Origin of the sequence: Mycobacterium appelbergii (genome assembly GCF_032883035.1) — a bacterium.
Classification (GTDB): Bacteria; Actinomycetota; Actinomycetes; order Mycobacteriales; family Mycobacteriaceae; genus Mycobacterium; species Mycobacterium appelbergii.
The window spans coordinates 111,486-126,665 of record NZ_JAMQTH010000012.1 but is presented as its reverse complement, the minus strand read 5'-3'; the positions used below and the strand labels follow the sequence as shown (position 1 = coordinate 126,665).

At 66.7% G+C, this 15,180-nt stretch carries 18 protein-coding genes; 5 read left to right on the top strand and 13 right to left on the bottom strand.

Annotated features, from left to right (window positions below; genetic code table 11):
- Positions 1–11 precede the first annotated feature (11 nt).
- On the top strand, positions 12–1,034 hold the full coding sequence (locus M1247_RS25715) for an alcohol dehydrogenase catalytic domain-containing protein (RefSeq protein ID WP_317159235.1): 1,023 nt from the start codon (positions 12–14) through the stop codon (positions 1,032–1,034).
- Positions 1,035–1,138: 104 nt separating this feature from the next.
- On the opposite strand, the gene M1247_RS25710 is transcribed toward M1247_RS25715, so the two are convergent.
- Complete coding sequence (locus tag M1247_RS25710; RefSeq protein WP_317159234.1) at positions 1,139–2,524, bottom strand: glycine--tRNA ligase; 1,386 nt, start codon at positions 2,522–2,524, stop codon at positions 1,139–1,141.
- A gap of 107 nt (positions 2,525–2,631) precedes the next feature.
- Here M1247_RS25710 and M1247_RS25705 point away from each other — a divergent pair, with 107 nt between their 5' ends.
- A complete protein-coding gene (locus tag M1247_RS25705) occupies positions 2,632–3,000 on the top strand; it encodes an ArsR/SmtB family transcription factor (protein WP_317159233.1) in 369 nt (122 codons plus the stop codon).
- Positions 2,997–3,392, top strand: a complete 396-nt coding sequence (locus M1247_RS25700; RefSeq protein ID WP_317159232.1) for a Fur family transcriptional regulator — start codon at positions 2,997–2,999, stop codon at positions 3,390–3,392. Before M1247_RS25705 ends, M1247_RS25700 begins: the two co-directional genes overlap by 4 nt.
- A 1-nt stretch (position 3,393) precedes the next feature.
- On the opposite strand, the gene M1247_RS25695 is transcribed toward M1247_RS25700, so the two are convergent.
- From M1247_RS25695 to recO, 4 genes are read right to left on the bottom strand one after another with little or no spacing between them, the layout of a single operon-like run.
- On the bottom strand, positions 3,394–3,792 hold the full coding sequence (locus M1247_RS25695; RefSeq protein WP_317159231.1) for an NUDIX hydrolase: 399 nt from the start codon (positions 3,790–3,792) through the stop codon (positions 3,394–3,396).
- Entirely contained in the window at positions 3,789–4,202 is a 414-nt protein-coding gene (locus tag M1247_RS25690; RefSeq protein ID WP_317159230.1) for a hypothetical protein, read from the bottom strand. Before M1247_RS25690 ends, M1247_RS25695 begins: the two co-directional genes overlap by 4 nt.
- Before the next feature lies 1 nt (position 4,203).
- Entirely contained in the window at positions 4,204–5,097 is an 894-nt protein-coding gene (locus M1247_RS25685; RefSeq protein WP_458695253.1) for a decaprenyl diphosphate synthase, read from the bottom strand.
- The gene (gene recO, locus M1247_RS25680; RefSeq protein WP_317159229.1) at positions 5,033–5,887 is read right to left on the bottom strand and encodes a DNA repair protein RecO; all 855 of its coding nucleotides are present in this window, start codon (positions 5,885–5,887) and stop codon (positions 5,033–5,035) included. Before recO ends, M1247_RS25685 begins: the two co-directional genes overlap by 65 nt.
- Positions 5,888–5,950: 63 nt before the next feature.
- Here recO and M1247_RS25675 point away from each other — a divergent pair, with 63 nt between their 5' ends.
- The gene (locus tag M1247_RS25675; RefSeq protein WP_317159228.1) at positions 5,951–7,474 is read left to right on the top strand and encodes an amidase; all 1,524 of its coding nucleotides are present in this window, start codon (positions 5,951–5,953) and stop codon (positions 7,472–7,474) included.
- Here the strand turns inward: M1247_RS25675 and era are convergent, their stop codons facing one another.
- The 8 genes from era to hrcA all read right to left on the bottom strand — a co-directional run bounded on the left by era (position 7,475) and on the right by hrcA (position 14,688).
- Entirely contained in the window at positions 7,475–8,401 is a 927-nt protein-coding gene (gene era / locus M1247_RS25670) for a GTPase Era (protein ID WP_317159227.1), read from the bottom strand. It abuts the gene before it with no gap.
- On the bottom strand, positions 8,398–8,715 hold the full coding sequence (locus M1247_RS25665; RefSeq protein WP_317159226.1) for a cytidine deaminase-like protein: 318 nt from the start codon (positions 8,713–8,715) through the stop codon (positions 8,398–8,400). The genes era and M1247_RS25665 overlap by 4 nt, the downstream gene beginning before the upstream one ends.
- Positions 8,708–10,027, bottom strand: a complete 1,320-nt coding sequence (locus M1247_RS25660) for a hemolysin family protein (protein WP_317159225.1) — start codon at positions 10,025–10,027, stop codon at positions 8,708–8,710. Before M1247_RS25660 ends, M1247_RS25665 begins: the two co-directional genes overlap by 8 nt.
- Positions 10,024–10,560, bottom strand: a complete 537-nt coding sequence (gene ybeY / locus M1247_RS25655) for an rRNA maturation RNase YbeY (RefSeq protein WP_317159224.1) — start codon at positions 10,558–10,560, stop codon at positions 10,024–10,026. The genes M1247_RS25660 and ybeY overlap by 4 nt, the downstream gene beginning before the upstream one ends.
- Positions 10,557–11,603: a PhoH family protein gene (locus M1247_RS25650; RefSeq protein WP_317159223.1), complete on the bottom strand. Its 1,047-nt coding sequence runs from the start codon at positions 11,601–11,603 to the stop codon at positions 10,557–10,559. The genes ybeY and M1247_RS25650 overlap by 4 nt, the downstream gene beginning before the upstream one ends.
- A 99-nt stretch (positions 11,604–11,702) precedes the next feature.
- Positions 11,703–12,452, bottom strand: a complete 750-nt coding sequence (locus tag M1247_RS25645; protein WP_317159222.1) for a 16S rRNA (uracil(1498)-N(3))-methyltransferase — start codon at positions 12,450–12,452, stop codon at positions 11,703–11,705.
- Between the two features lie 5 nt (positions 12,453–12,457).
- Positions 12,458–13,600, bottom strand: coding sequence for a molecular chaperone DnaJ (gene dnaJ / locus M1247_RS25640; protein ID WP_317159221.1), 1,143 nt, complete (start codon positions 13,598–13,600; stop codon positions 12,458–12,460).
- A gap of 56 nt (positions 13,601–13,656) precedes the next feature.
- Complete coding sequence (hrcA, locus tag M1247_RS25635; RefSeq protein WP_317159220.1) at positions 13,657–14,688, bottom strand: heat-inducible transcriptional repressor HrcA; 1,032 nt, start codon at positions 14,686–14,688, stop codon at positions 13,657–13,659.
- A 180-nt stretch (positions 14,689–14,868) separates the two neighbouring features.
- Here hrcA and M1247_RS25630 point away from each other — a divergent pair, with 180 nt between their 5' ends.
- A complete protein-coding gene (locus tag M1247_RS25630) occupies positions 14,869–15,177 on the top strand; it encodes a type II toxin-antitoxin system VapB family antitoxin (RefSeq protein WP_317159219.1) in 309 nt (102 codons plus the stop codon).
- Positions 15,178–15,180 lie beyond the last annotated feature (3 nt).

Genomic DNA, 15,180 nt, shown 5'->3' with positions numbered 1-15,180 from the left:
GAGAACCTGCCATGTCGACATACCAGGCGTATCAGGTGACGGGCCAACGCAACTTCGAACTCGTCGAACGGGAGGTGGTCCCGCCCGATCCCGGTCAGGTCCGGCTCCGCGTGCTCACCTGCGGTGTGTGCCACAGCGATGTCCTCGCGGTCGAGGGTCAGCGTCCCGATCCCGCACAACCGGTGGTGCCTGGTCACGAGATCGTCGGGATTGTCGACGCTGTCGGAGAGGGCGTGCACAACTGGGCCGTGGGCGATCGCGTGGGCTTGGGCTTTCTCGGCGGCCAGTGCAACCAGTGCGAGTACTGCCGCCGGGGCGATTTCGTCAACTGCACCGATCAGCCGCTTCCCGGTACCAGCGTGGACGGCGGCTACGCGGAGATGGTCTATGCGCGGGCAACCGGCCTGGTGCGGGTGCCAGACGGCCTTGATGCCTCGGTCGCCGCTCCCCTGCTGTGCGCGGGCGTGACGGTCTTCAATGCGCTGCGCGCCACGCGGGCGCCGTACGGCAGCCTGATCGGGGTGCAGGGTCTGGGCGGGCTCGGCCACCTCGGCGTGCAGTACGCGAAGAAGTTCGGCTACCGGGTCGTGGCGATTGCTCGTGGCGCCGAAAAAGCAGATCTGGCAGCTACATTGGGTGCCGACCACTACATCGACAGCGGCGCCCAAGATCCTGGCGCGGCGCTGACGGCCCTTGGCGGGGCGGCGGCAGTCGTCGCCACCGCGGCGAGCGGGGCGTCGATGAGCCCGCTGATCGCCGGGTTGCGTCCCCGCGGCCAACTGGTCGTCGTCGGCGCCGCACCGGACCCGATCGAGGTGAACACCGCCGACCTGATCTTCGGCGGCCGCAGCATTCTCGGCAGCCTCACCGGATCGGCGATCGACAACGAGGACAACCTGGCGTTCAGCATCGCCAACGGCATTGCCCCGATGAACGAGCTGATGCCGTTCGCGGACGCGCCGAAGGCCTATGACCGGATGATGTCCGGCCAAGCCCGATTCCGGGTGGTCCTCGAAATCGCAACGGCGCCGTGACCACCTAACCCCGCGAGCAGACACTTCCGTACCCGTGCGTGCGACTTTTCGGGTACGGAAGTGTCTGCTCGCCGGGAAAGCCCGGGAAAAGCCCGGGAAAAACGTCAGGCGCCCTTGAGCCGCACGGCGAGGTAGTCGGACACCTTGTCGAGCGCGATGCGCTCCTGGGTCATCGCGTCACGCTCACGGATGGTGACCGCGTTGTCCTCCAGGGTGTCGAAGTCCACGGTCACGCAGTACGGCGTGCCGATCTCGTCCTGGCGACGGTAGCGGCGCCCGATTGCACCGGCGTCGTCGAACTCGACATTCCAGCTCTGCCGCAGTTCGGCGGCGAGATCGCGCGCCTTGGGTGACAGATCGGCGTGCCGTGACAGCGGCAGCACCGCAGCCTTGACAGGCGCCAGTCGCGGATCGAGCTTGAGCACGGTGCGCTTGTCGACCCCGCCCTTGGCGTTGGGCGCCTCGTCCTCGGTGTAGGCGTCGACCAGGAACGCCATCAGGGAGCGGGTCAGACCGGCTGCCGGCTCGATCACATACGGCACGTAGCGGGTATCGGTCCCCTGATCGTAGAACGACAGGTCGACTCCGGAATGCTTTGCGTGCGTGGACAAGTCGAAGTTAGTGCGGTTGGCGATACCTTCCAGCTCACCCCACGGGTTGCCCTGGAAGCCGAACTTGTACTCGATGTCCACGGTGCCGTCGGAGTAGTGCGACAGCTTTTCCTTGGGATGGTCGTAGAGCCGAAGGTTGTCGCGGTTGATGCCCAGGTCGACGTACCACTGCAGCCGTGACTCGATCCAGTACTTGTGCCACTCACCGGCCGTGGACGGCTCGACGAAGAACTCCATCTCCATCTGCTCGAATTCGCGGGTGCGGAAGATGAAGTTGCCCGGGGTGATCTCGTTGCGGAAGCTCTTGCCGATCTGGCCGATACCGAACGGCGGCTTTTTACGCGCAGTGGTGACCACGTTGGCGAAGTTGACGAAGATGCCCTGGGCGGTCTCGGGCCGCAGATAGTGCAGGCCCTCCTCGGACTCGATCGGACCCAGGTAGGTCTTGAGCATCATGTTGAAGTCACGCGGCTCGGTCCACTGCCCCTTGGTGCCGCAGTCCGGGCAGACGATCTCGTCCATCGGCACCGCGTCGGGGTTGTCCAACCCCTTCTTGGCGGCGTATGACTCCTGCATGTGGTCCTGACGATGCCGCTTGTGGCAGTTCAGGCACTCCACCAGCGGGTCGTTGAACACCTCGACGTGGCCGGAGGCCACCCACACCTGGCGCGGCAGGATGATCGCGCTGTCCAGGCCGACGACATCGTCACGACCGGTGACCACCGACCGCCACCACTGCCGCTTGATGTTCTCCTTGAGCTCCACGCCCAAGGGCCCGTAGTCCCACGCCGACTTCGTGCCCCCGTAGATCTCGCCGGACTGAAAGACCAGGCCACGGCGTTTCGCCAGGTTCGCAACGGTGTCGATGATGGATGCCACGGTGCAACAGCGTAGCGAGGTGCCGAGCCGCGCCCGGAAGGCCCACTCCGCAGCCACGCCGCGCGAGCCCGTTGACATGCAGAACGTCGCATGTATTGTGGCCCATAATGAAAACGATTTCCAGTATGGCGGACGAGCACCACGACGACGCGCACCAGCACGACAGCGCGCCCGCACCCGAGTTGCCGCCGCGCGAGGTTCTCGACACCGCCGGTGAACTGCTGCGCGCGCTGGCCGCCCCACTGCGGATTGCGATCGTTCTCCAGCTGCAGCAGTCGGCGCGGTGCGTGCACGAGTTGGTGGACGCCCTCGACGTGGCCCAGCCGCTGGTCAGCCAACATCTGCGGATCCTCAAGCAGGCCGGCGTGGTGGCCAGTGAGCGGGCCGGGCGCGAAGTGCTCTACCGGCTCGTCGACCACCACCTGGCGCACATCGTCGTCGACGCTGTCGAGCACGCCGGTGAGGATCAGCGGTGACGGGCGCGGTCCGGTCCACCCGGCAGCGGGCCGCTATCGCTGACCTGCTGAACGAGACCGAGGGGTTCCGTTCCGCCCAGGAACTACATGACGAGCTGCGCCGCCGCGGCCAGGGCATCGGCCTGACCACCGTGTACCGCACCTTGCAGACGATGGCCAATTCCGGGGTTGTCGACACGCTGCGCACCGACACCGGCGAATCGGTGTACCGGCGTTGCTCGGAGCATCATCACCATCACCTGGTGTGCCGGTCCTGCGGCTCCACCGTCGAGGTGTCCGGGCGCCACGTCGAGACCTGGGCCGCCGACGTCGCACGCGAGCACGGATTCTCCGACGTCAGCCACACCATCGAGATCTTCGGGATCTGCGGGGAGTGCGACTCGGACGACTAGATCACGACCGCACCAGCGCGAGAACCGTATGCCGGGTCAACGGCGCGAGTTCGATAACACCGGGCGATTGCGGATCCACCCACGCCAGCTCCTCGATCTCGGCTGCCGGATGCGGCTCACCGTCGAGGCTCACCAGGTACAGCTTGGCCTCGACGACATGGCCGGGTTCGTTGGCCGCCGCGGCGCGGTAGTCCCCGAGTGACCGCACACTCGATGGATTCACGCCCGCACCGAGTTCCTCGGCGACCTCCCGGATCAGCGCCTGCAGCGGTTCTTCTCCCGGTTCGATCTTCCCGCCGGGTTGCATGAACGACGACGTGCCGCGCTTACGGACCACCAGGACATGGTTGCGTTCATTCAGGACCACGGCGGCAACGATGCGGATCACCGCTTCGGTCACGAGGTGAGATCCCGCCGCACATCGGCGCCGGTGGCCAGCACCATCAGGATCAACGTGCGCAACGCCTCATCGGACAGGCCGGCCGCTGGAAAGTTGTAGCGCAGCAGCACATCCCCGGTCTTCTTGGCATTGCGCTTGGCGGTGCTCTGACCGGCCTTCTCGGCCAGCGACACCGTGCCGACCAAGGTGTTGTGCGCGTGCCGGGCGACACTGGCCCGCAGCTTGGCGTCCAACGGCAGGTCCCAGGCCACCACCTGCGTCAGCGACACCATCTCCAACCCCTCGGCGATGGTGACCACCCGTAGTGAGGCGAACGTCCCGTCGTGATGCACAGTCACCGCGCCGTCCTCCTCCCGGGTGATCGGCAGGATCTCCTCGAGCACGGCACCGATACGGGCAGTGAGTTCCATGTCAGGCCCTCCCGAATCGCCGATTGCGGCTGACGTATTCCTCGCAGGCCGCCCAGAGGTCGCGACGGTCGTAGTCGGGCCACAGCTTGTCCTGGAAGACGAACTCGGCGTAGGCGGCCTGCCACAACAGGAAGTTGCTGGCCCGCTGCTCCCCCGAGGTCCGGATGAACAGATCCACGTCGGGGATGTCCGGGCGGTGCAGGTGTTTGGCGAACGCGGCCTCGCTGATGCGGCTCGGATTGAGCTTGCCGTCCGCGGCTTCCTCGGCAAGCGCCCTGGCCGCCTCGACGATCTCGGTGCGGCCACCGTAGTTGACGCAGTAGTTGACGGTGATGACGTCATTGCCGACGGTCATCTCCTCGGCAATGTCGAATTCCTTGATCACGCTGCGCCACATCTTGGGCCGGGACCCGACCCAACGCATGTTCACTCCCATCGCGTCGAGGTTCTCCCGCCGGCGGCGCACCACCTCGCGGTTGAAGCCCATGAGAAACCGCACCTCCTCGGTGCTGCGCTTCCAGTTTTCCGTCGAGAACGCATACACACTGAGATGTTTGATTCCGAGTTCGATGGCGCCGCAGGTGATGTCGATGAGCACCGCTTCGCCCATCTTGTGCCCCTCGGTACGGCCCAGGCCGCGCTGGTTGGCCCAGCGTCCGTTGCCGTCCATGACCACCGCGACGTGGTTGGGCACCTGGTCGGCCGGGATCTGCGGCGCGACGGCCTTCGAGGTGTGCTGCGGCGGGCGGGAGAATTTACCGTTGGTTCTGGGCGGAAGCGCCGGGAAGACAACGGGCCAGGTCGACGTGTCCGGGAAGGTCGGATAGTCGTCAGGCGCCGGGGGCAGCTGTGGGTAGGTGGTCTTGTCCCGCTTCCCGTCCCGCTTCAAAGCCATGCGCCATATCCTGCCCGACCAACGCCGCCCGCTGATCGGCGACTGTGCGATCGATCCGGTAGACCCGCTCCACCAGAGGCAATGTCCGCAGCTGACGTTCCAGATGCCACTGCAGGTGCGCGGCGATCAGCCCGCTGGCCTGACTGCGGTGCCCCGACGACGACGTCTCGGCGTACTCCCAATCACCGTCATTGAGGGCCGCCATCAATTCGAGGACGGGCTGCGGCGGGGTACTGGACCCGCTGGGCCTGCAGTGCACGCACACACTGCCGCCTGCGGCGACATGAAACGCACGGTGCGGGCCGGGTGCCGCGCACCGGGCGCATTCGGTCAGTGCAGGCGCCCACCCGGCGATCGTCATCGCCCGCAACAGGTAGGAATCCAGCACCAGTTCCCGGGCCCGGCGGCCGTCGGCCACCGCTCGCAGGGCCGCCACGGTGAGCCGGTGCAGGTCAGGCATCGGTGCGCGCTCCTCACCGGAAAGCCGCTCGGCGGTCTCCAGCACCGCGCACGCACAGGTATAGCGGCCGTAGTCGCTGACGATGTCGGACGCGAACGCGTCGATGGCCTGCACCTGGGTGACGATGTCGAGATTACGACCGGGGTGCAGCTGCACATCGATGTGGGCAAACGGCTCCAACCTGGCGCCGAACTTGCTGCGGGTACGGCGCACCCCCTTGGCCACCGCGCGCACCAATCCGTGGTCGCGGGTCAGCAGGGTGACGATCCGGTCGGCCTCACCGAGCTTGTGCTGGCGCACCACCACCGCCCGGTCCCGATACAGCCGCATCGAAACAGTCTCTCATCGTGGCCTGACAGATCCCGGGACGCACCGCCGATATCCTCGAAAGTGATGGGCAAATCTACGGCTTGCGATTCGACCTTTCCGACCCTTACCAACCAGCTCTACCAACTCGCCAGTGGCGCCGCCACTTCTGACGATCTGGTGCGCCGATCGCTGCACGCGATCGCCGCCAGCCAGTCCACCCTCAACGCGTTCCGGGTGGTACTCACCGAGCAGGCGCTGCGCGACGCCGCCGAAGCCGACCGCAAGCGCGCGGCCGGCAAACAACTGCCGCTGCTCGGCATTCCCATCGCGGTCAAAGACGACGTCGACGTCGCGGGCGTACCCACCCGGTTCGGCACCGACGCCTACGCCCGCCCGGCCACCGGCGACGCCGAGGTGGTGCGCCGGCTGCGGGCCGCAGGCGCGATCATCATCGGCAAGACCAACACGTGCGAGCTGGGCCAGTGGCCGTTCACCGCAGGCCCGTCGTTCGGCCACACCCGCAACCCCTGGTCGCGCAAGCACAGTCCGGGAGGTTCCTCCGGAGGCAGCGCGGCTGCCGTGGCGGCGGGTCTGATCAGCGCCGCGATCGGCTCCGACGGCGCTGGCAGTATCCGCATTCCGGCCGCCTGGACACATCTGGTCGGCATCAAACCGCAGCGCGGCCGCATCTCCACGTGGCCGCTGCCGGAGGCCTTCAACGGCATCACCGTCAACGGAGTGCTGGCCCGCACCGTCACCGACGCGGCGCTGGTGCTCGACGCGGTATCCGGCAACGCCGACGGCGATCTCCACAAACCGCCGCCGATCCAGGCCGCCGAGCACGTCGGCCGCGCCCCGGGACCGCTGCGGGTGGCGATGTCGACGAAGTTTCCGTTCACCGGCTTCCGGGCGAAGCTGCACCCGGAGATCCGGGCAGCCCTGCAGACCGTCGGTACCCAACTCGAACAGCTGGGCCACTCCGTCATCACCAAGGACCCCCAGTACAGCGCACGGATGTCGTTGGACTTCCTGGCGCGTTCCACCGCCGGGCTGCTCGATTGGGCCGACCGGCTCGGTGATCTCGACTACGACGACCGCACGGTCACCAACATGCGGATCGGCCGGCTGCTATCGGAGAACGTGCTGCGCAAGGCCCGCGCCCACGAAGCCCGGGCGCAACGACGCGTCGCGTGGATCTTCAACCTCGTCGACGTCATCGTCGCCCCCACCACGGCGCAGCCCCCGCCACTGATCCACGAATTCGACCGGCGCGGCTGGTACGCCACCGAACGCAGCGCGATTGCGGCGTGCCCGGCGACGTGGCCGTGGAATCTGCTGGGATGGCCGTCGATCAGCGTTCCGGCCGGCTTCACCTCCGACGGGTTGCCGATCGGGGTGCAGTTGATGGGTCCGGCCAACAGTGAACCGCTGCTGATCTCGTTGGCCGCCGAACTAGAGGCGATCACCGGGTGGACCGTCAAACAACCGACGGTGTGGTGGAACACCCGCGACGGCCACGCGGTGACATCGGCGCCGAGCACCGCGCCGGATGACTACGACGCGTCGCAGGCGGCCGCCGCGGTCAATGCCCTCGAGCGTCGCCCGTGATCAGAAACCCAGGCGACCAAGTTGTTTCGGGTCACGCTGCCAGTTCTTGGCGATCTTGACCCGCAGCTCGAGGTAGACCTTGGTGCCGAGCAGCTTCTCGATCTGGATCCGCGCTGCGGTGCCGACCTCACGCAGCCTGGCACCGCGCTTACCGATCACGATGCCCTTCTGGCTGTCCCGTTCGACGTACAGGATGGCGCGCACGTCGATGAGATCGTCACGGCCCTCGCGGGGTTCGACCTCGTCGATGACCACGGCCAGCGAGTGCGGCAGTTCGTCGCGCACCCCTTCCAGGGCGGCCTCGCGGATCAGCTCGGCCATCAGAACTTCCTCCGGCTCGTCGGTGAGTTCACCATCGGGGTAATACGCCGGGCCGGGTGGCAGTTGCGCAACGAGCACGTCGGTGAGCACATCGAGCTGCTCGCCGGAGGTGGCCGAGACCGGAACGATCTCGACGTCGGCACCGGTGCCTGACTGCTCCTCGCCTCCGCCGACCAATTCACTCACCGACATCAGCTGGGCGGCGAGGCGTTCCTTGGACACTTTGTCGATCTTGGTGACGATCGCGACGAGCGTCGTCCTCGGTGCCATCGCGCGGATCTGCTCATAGATCCACCGGTCGCCGGGCCCGATCGCCTCGTCGGCGGGGATGCACAGGCCGATCACGTCGACCTCGGAGTAGGTGTCCTTGACCAGGTCGTTGAGCCGCTGCCCCAGCAGGGTGCGCGGCCGGTGCAGGCCCGGGGTGTCGACCAGGATCACCTGGAAGTCCTCCCGGTGCATGATGCCGCGGATGGTGTGCCGCGTGGTCTGCGGACGGTTGGAGGTGATCGCGACCTTGCTGCCGACCAGCGCGTTCGTCAACGTCGACTTCCCGGTGTTGGGCCGGCCGACGAAGCAGACGAAGCCGGACCGGAATTCGCTCATAACGGTTTTCCTGTCCGGTCGGTCACGATCACGACGGCGTCGGCCGAAAGTTCTTGCACAGCAGCCACGCCCGCGTCGGCGTCCGAACCACCGACGAGCACTGCAGCTTCCAGGCCGGTCGCACCGCTGGACACCGCCGCGGCCACCGCCGCCTGCAATGCGGTCAACTGCAACGCCACCAGGGCGACCGGAGCACCGGCGTAGGTGCGACCATCCTGGTCGCGCACCGCGGCCCCGCTGGACGCCTCGGCCCGGCCCATCGCGCCGCGAGCGAGCACCACGAGTTTCGTGTCCTCGGCGTCCAGTTCAGTCATCGTTGTCCTGTTCTCCTCGGGTCCGGGTCGCGTCCTGTTCCACGGGATCGGCCGGGCTGACCAGAACCGTGCCGATACGCACCCGGCCGCGGTGATCCGATCCACCCTCGGCGCACAGCCGCAGGCCTTCCCACGTCACCTCGGCACCGGGTAGCGGCACCCGGCCCAGTTCGAAGGCCACCAGACCGCCGACGGTGTCCACGTCGAGATCCTCGTCCAGATCAAGGTCGTAGAGCTCCGCGAGATCCTCGATCGGCAACCGCGCCGAGACGCGGAACTGCCGCTCGCCCAGGTCTTCCACCGGTACGACCTCACCGGCGTCGTACTCGTCGACGATCTCCCCGACGATCTCCTCGAGGACATCCTCGATGGTCACCAGGCCCGCGGTGGCGCCGTACTCGTCGACCAGCAGTGCCATGTGGTTACGGTCGCGCTGCATCTCGTTGAGCAGTTCGTCGAGCGGCTTGGAGTCCGGCACGAACACCGCCGAGCGCATCACCTGGGCCACCGTGGTGTCACGACCACCGTTGGTGGAGTAATACGTCTGCTGGACGAGATCCTTCAGATACACCACACCGACGATGTCGTCGACGTTCTCGCCCACCACCGGGATGCGCGAATGCCCGCTGCGCACCGCCAGAGAGGTGGCCTGGCCGGCAGTCTTGTCAGATTCAATCCACACCATCTCGGTGCGCGGCACCATCACCTCACGCGCGGGGGTATCGCCGAGTTCGAAGACCGACTGGATCATCCGGCGTTCCTCGTCGGCGACCACCCCGCGCTGCTGCGCCAGGTCGACCACCTCACGAAGCTCGATCTCCGACGCGAACGGACCGTTACGGAAGCCCCTCCCGGGAGTCACCGCATTGCCGATCAGCACCAGCAGCCGGCTGATCGGGGTGAGCAGCACCGAAATCGCCTGCAGGGGAAGCGCGGACACCAACGCAATGGTGTACGCGTTCTGCCGGCCCACGGTCCGGGGGCCGACTCCCATCGCCACGAAGCTGGTCACCACCATGATCACCGCCGCGGCGACCAGGCCCCAGCTCACGCCGAGATGACCGTCGAGGTAGGCGACCAACAACACCGTCGCGCTCACCTCACACGTGATGCGCAGCAACACAACGAGATTGATGTAGCGAGGCCGTTCGGCGACCACTCTGGCCAACCGGATCGCGCCCGGACGTTCATCGCGGACCAGTTCGTCGATGCGGGCGATCGACACCGTCGACAATGCGGCATCGATGGCGGCGAACAAGCCGCCGAACACGACGAGCGCGATGGCGCCGAGCAGTGGGGCGAGTCCGGTCACGATTCGTCGAAGTATCGGGACTTGTCCAGCAAGCGCTGGTCCTTCTCGGTCTGGCGTTCGACGTGGTAGGCCTGCACCTGATCGGCCACCCATTCCTCCAGCAGCTGCCGCTGCAGCGCGAACATCTCTTTTTCCTCGTCCGGTTCGGCATGGTCATAGCCCAGCAGATGCAGAACCCCGTGCACGGTCAGCAGCGCAAGCTCATGGCCCAGCGAATGTCCGGCCTTGGCAGCCTGCTGTTCGGCGAACTCCGGGCACAGCACGATGTCGCCGAGCATCGCCGGCCCGGATTCCGGCGAGTCCGGCCTGCCGCCAGGTTCGAGCTCGTCCATCGGGAAGCTCATCACATCGGTGGGCCCGGGCAGGTCCATCCACCGCATGTGCAGATCCGCCATGGCCGCGCTGCCCAACAGGACCATCGAAAGTTCCGCTGCGGGATGCACATCCATCTTGGCGATGACGAACCGCGCCACACTGATCAGTTCAGACTCTGAGACGTCGATTCCCGATTCGTTGGAAACCTCGATACTCATCGCCTGGGCCGCCCACTCGACGAACGACGGTGATCCCGGTTCAGCGATGCCGGATCCTCGTGGCGCGCGTACGCGTCGACAATCTCGGACACCAACCGGTGCCGGACCACATCGGCACTCGTGAGCTCGGCGAAGTGAATGTCATCGATGCCGTCGAGAACATGCATCGCTGCGCGCAGGCCCGAAGTCGCACCGCCGGGCAGGTCGACCTGCGTGATATCGCCCGTCACAACGACTTTCGACCCGAAACCCAGCCGGGTCAAAAACATCTTCATCTGCTCGGCGGTGGTGTTCTGTGCCTCGTCGAGGATGATGAAGGCGTCATTTAACGTGCGACCCCGCATGAAGGCCAGCGGTGCAACCTCAATCACCCCGGCGCTCAACAGGTTCGGGATCGCCTCGGGATCCATCATGTCGTGGAGGGCATCATAGAGCGGGCGCAGATAGGGATCGATCTTCTCGATCAGCGTCCCTGGCAGGAAACCGAGGCGTTCACCGGCCTCCACCGCGGGCCGGGTCAGGATGATGCGGTTGACCTGCTTGGTCTGTAGCGCGTTGACGGCCTTGGCCATCGCCAGATACGTCTTGCCGGTGCCTGCAGGCCCGATGCCGAACACGACGGTGTGCGCGTCGATGGCGTCGACGTAGCGCTTCTGGTTGAGGGTCTTGGGCCGGATGGTCTTGCCACGCCGGGACAGGATGTCCAGCGTGAGCACCTCGGCGGGCGACTCGTCCTCACTGCCGGTGAGGATCGCGACGCTGCGCCGCACGGCATCGGGGGTCACCGACTGCCCACTGGAGGCCACGGCGATCAATTCGGTGACCGCCCGTTCGGCGAGGGCCACATCGGCAGCCGCCCCGGACAGGGTCACCTCATTGCCACGCACGTGGATGTCGGCGGTCAGGACCCGCTCGAGTGTTCGTAAATTCTCGTCGGCCGAACCAAGCAGGCCCACGATGATATCGGGCGGAACAGTGATGCTGCTGCGGACCGATACGGAGGTAGGGGCCGACGAGTCAGCGGTCGTCTCGCGGGGCGTCACGTGGGGCTTCTTGCCTGCTTTCTGTGCTCTTTTGACGAAGTTGCTCCCAGTTTACCGCTGGTCAGTAACACGTCCCAATGGTTAACCCAACACGCGGGCCTACCGCCCCCATCGCGGTGTCAGCGCACCGATCGCGCCCAGGGCGACCGCTGCTGCGGTCGATGTCCGCAGCACCGTCGGCCCCAGCCGCACCGACCGCGCCCCCGCCCCGGTCAGCGCGGTGATCTCCGCATCGGCGATGCCGCCTTCGGGGCCGACGATCAGAGTCAGGGAGTCAGCCTGGGTCAACGGAAGCTCAGTGATCGGCTCCGTCGCCGATTCGTGCAACGCCAGCACCACCGCGCCGGCCGCCACGGAATCAGCGGTCCACCGCACGAGCTCCGTCGTCGACACCACCCCGTCGATGGTCGGAATGTATGCGCGGCGGGATTGGCGGGCCGCCGACCGGGCCACCGCTCCCCAACGGCGCAGCCCCTTGTCCACCTTCGGGCCGTCCCACCGGGCCACGCAGCGCGCGGCCTGCCACGCCACGAAGACATCGGCACCGGCCTCGGTGGCCAGTTCGACGGCCAATTCCGAGCGATCCGACTTCGGGAGCGCCTGCACCACCGTCACGGGCGGGACAGCCGGTGCCACGGTGCCGACGGTGTGTATGCGCGCCGACAGCCTGCCTTTTCCGGTGTCCTCGACCACGCAGTGGGCGAGCCGGCCCGCACCGTCGCTGAGATCGATCTCCTCACCGATGCGAATTCGCCGGACATTGGCGGCGTGGAATCCTTCGTCGCCGTCGACCGTCACCAGTTCGCCGGCGCCGGGCAGCGCGTCGACGTAGAAAAGCGCTGCGCTCACGGCCGTCAGCGGCCGGAGAAGGTCTCGCGCAACCGGCTGAACAGGCCACCCGGCCCGGCCGCGGCCTGAGTCGATCGCACCTCGGCGACGTCGCGGGCGCGGTTCTCCTTGAGCTTGGTCAGCAGTTCGACATCGGCGTGATCGAGCCGTGACGGCACCACCACGTCGATGTGGGCGTGCAGGTCACCCCGCACACCCGAACGCAGATGCGGCATCCCGTGCCCGCGCAAGGTGGTCACCGAACCGGGCTGGGTGCCTGCGGCGACGACGATGTCGGTCTCGCCTTCGAGGATCCCCTCGACCGTGACCGTGGTGCCCAACGCGGCGTCGACCATCGGTACCGAGACCGTGCAGTGCAGGTCGTCGCCATCGCGGACAAAGGTGGGGTGCTGCTTCTCGTGCACCTCGACGTACAGGTCGCCCGCCGGTCCGCCACCGGGACCCACCTCGCCCTGTGCGGCCAGCCGCACCCGCATGCCGTCGCCGACACCTGCCGGGATCTTGACGCTGATCTCGCGGCGGGCCCGTACCCGGCCGTCACCACCGCAGCGGTGGCACGGGTCGGGGATCACTTCGCCCACGCCGCCGCAGACCGGGCAGGGCCGTGACGTCATCACCTGACCGAGCAGCGAACGCTGCACGGTCTGGATCTCACCCCGGCCGTCGCACGTATCGCAGGTGGCCGGCGCCGAATTGCCGTTGGTGCCCTTGCCCTGACACAGGTCGCACAGCACCGCGGTGTCGACGGTCACCTGCTTGGTCACACCGGTCGCGCACTCCTCCAGGTCGAGACGCATCCGCAGGAGTGAATCCGCTCCGGGCCGCACCCGCCCGATCGGCCCGCGGGCCGACGGACCGCCACCGAAGAACGCCTCGAACACATCTCCGAGGCCGCCGAACCCGCTGAACCCGTTGGGCGCACCGCCCACCGACTCCATCGGATCGCCACCCATGTCCACGATCCGGCGCTTCTCCGGATCACTGAGCACCTCGTAGGCGACCTGGATCTCGGTGAACCGAGCCTGGGCTTGCGCATCGGGATTGACGTCGGGATGCAGTTCCCGCGCCAGTCGTCGATATGCGCGTTTGATCTCCGAATCACTCGCGCCGTTGCTCACTCCGAGCAAGCCGTAATAATCGCGTGCCACGCCAGACCTTTCGAATGCCGCTCAGCGGCGGTTGCTGTTCGTCCTCTTCGCTGTGCTCATCGGCTACCTAGGACTTCACCTATGTAGAGAGCAACCGCAGCGACATTAGCGATAGTTCCCGGATAGTCCATCCGAGTGGGGCCTACCACACCCATTCCGCCATACACCTTGCCTGAACTCCCGTAGGTGGTGCTGACCACCGATGTGCCCGCCATCTGCTCGGCCTCGGTTTCGTGTCCGATGCGGACCGTGACTTTGCCGGCTTCCTGCTGGACCGCCAACAGTCGCAACACGACCACCTGCTCCTCGAGCGCCTCCAACACCGAACGCAGCGAGCCGCCGAAATCGGCCGTGTTTCGGGTCAGGTTCGCGGTGCCGCCCAGCAGCAGCCGTTCCTCGGTGTGCTCGACCAACGTCTCGACCAGCACTGTGGCAGAGCGACCGATGGCGTCGGCCAGGCCGCCGGTGCCGTTGAGGTGGCTGGCCAGATCCGACACGGCGATCGAGGCCGTCGTCAACGGTTTGCCCTCCAGCGCCTGGCCGAGCATCTCCCGCAGTTTCGCCAGTTCATGTTCGTCGATGGCGTCGCCGAGTTCCACGATGCGCTGATCGACCCGGCCGGTGTCGTTGATCACCACCAGCAGCAGGCGGGCCGGCGTCAGCGCGACGACCTCGAGATGACGCACGGTCGAGGTGGTCAGCGTCGGGTACTGGACGATGGCCACCTGGCGGGTCAACTGTGCAAGCAGACGCACCGCACGGCGCAGCACATCGTCGAGGTCGACGCCGGTCTCGAGGAAATTGAGAATCGCCCGTCGCTCCGGGGTCGACAGCGGCTTGACGTTGTCGATGCGGTCGACGAACTCGCGGTAGCCCTTCTCCGTGGGCACCCGCCCCGAACTCGTATGGGGCTGGGTGATGTAGCCCTCGGCCTCCAGCACCGCCATGTCGTTGCGCACGGTGGCACTGGAAACCCCCAGGTTGTGCCGCTCGACGAGGGTCTTGGAACCGATGGGTTCCTGCGTGGCCACGAAATCGGCGACGATGGCCTGCAACACCTCGAAGCGGCGGTCATCGGCACTACCCACGTGTTCACCTGCCCTTCTCGCCTGTTTGGCGTCCATTTTACGGTGACCAGCAGGATGTTTACCGACCGCGTGCCTACCAGTTTCTCAGGGCGACCGATCGCAACCAGTCCGGCAAGTATTAGCCTGGGCAACTATGCCGATGGTCGAACCTCCCACAGGTCCCTCGGAGCCGGTCGGGTAATGATCTTCAAGGGTGTCATGGAGGGCAAACCGTATCCGGAGCACGGGCTGAGCTACCGGGACTGGTCGCGTATCCCGCCCCGCCAGCTGCGACTGGACGAACTGGTCACCACGACGACCGTGCTCGCCCTGGATCGCCTGCTCTCCGAAGATTCGACGTTCTACGGCGACCTGTTCCCCCACGCGGTCAGGTGGCACGGTGACATCTACCTGGAGGACGGGCTGCACCGGGCGGTGCGTGCCGCGCTGCGAAATCGCACGATTCTGCACGCCCGGTTGTTCGACATGGACTCCGCCCTGCCCCTGTAGGCG